Below are 415 nucleotides of genomic sequence, written 5' to 3'. Positions count from 1 at the left end.
GCAGGGCGTAGGAGACCAAGTACCCCTGAGCCAGGGATTGGGCAGGTAAGACCGCCACCAGGGCCAGGGCCATCAGGACCATGAGCACCTTGCGCATCCTTTACCTCCTCGCTGTAGGGAGTGTCCCTACACCTCAAGGGTACCATGCCCCCCCCCCCCCTTGCTGTCAAGGTTCTGTAATCGGTCAATACATCCCTTCGTGTGCTACTTGATCTGTCCCCCCAGGGTGTGAAAAAAGAGGGGGTGCTATGCCACAAGACCGTGAGCACCCCCTCTACCATCTTGACGCAGAGACCCTCATCGTGGCTACCTACATTTGGGTGGATGACGAACTCAAAGCCCTCGTCGCTCAAGGTTTCAAGCTCCCCAAAAAGCAAAAGCACCAAAAGGCCACCCTGGCCGAACTCCTGGCCCT

Annotated in this window: 1 pseudogene; it reads left to right on the top strand. The window is 57.8% G+C overall.

Annotated elements, in window-relative coordinates:
- Positions 1–248: 248 nt before the first annotated feature.
- Positions 249–415: pseudogene (locus BVI061214_RS14090) on the top strand (transposase); the annotation flags it as partial.

Source organism: Thermus aquaticus (assembly GCF_001280255.1).
In the GTDB taxonomy this organism is placed as follows: domain Bacteria; phylum Deinococcota; class Deinococci; order Deinococcales; family Thermaceae; genus Thermus; species Thermus aquaticus.
The sequence above is the reverse complement of the archived record's forward strand: the minus strand, read 5'-3'. Positions and strand labels throughout refer to the sequence as shown.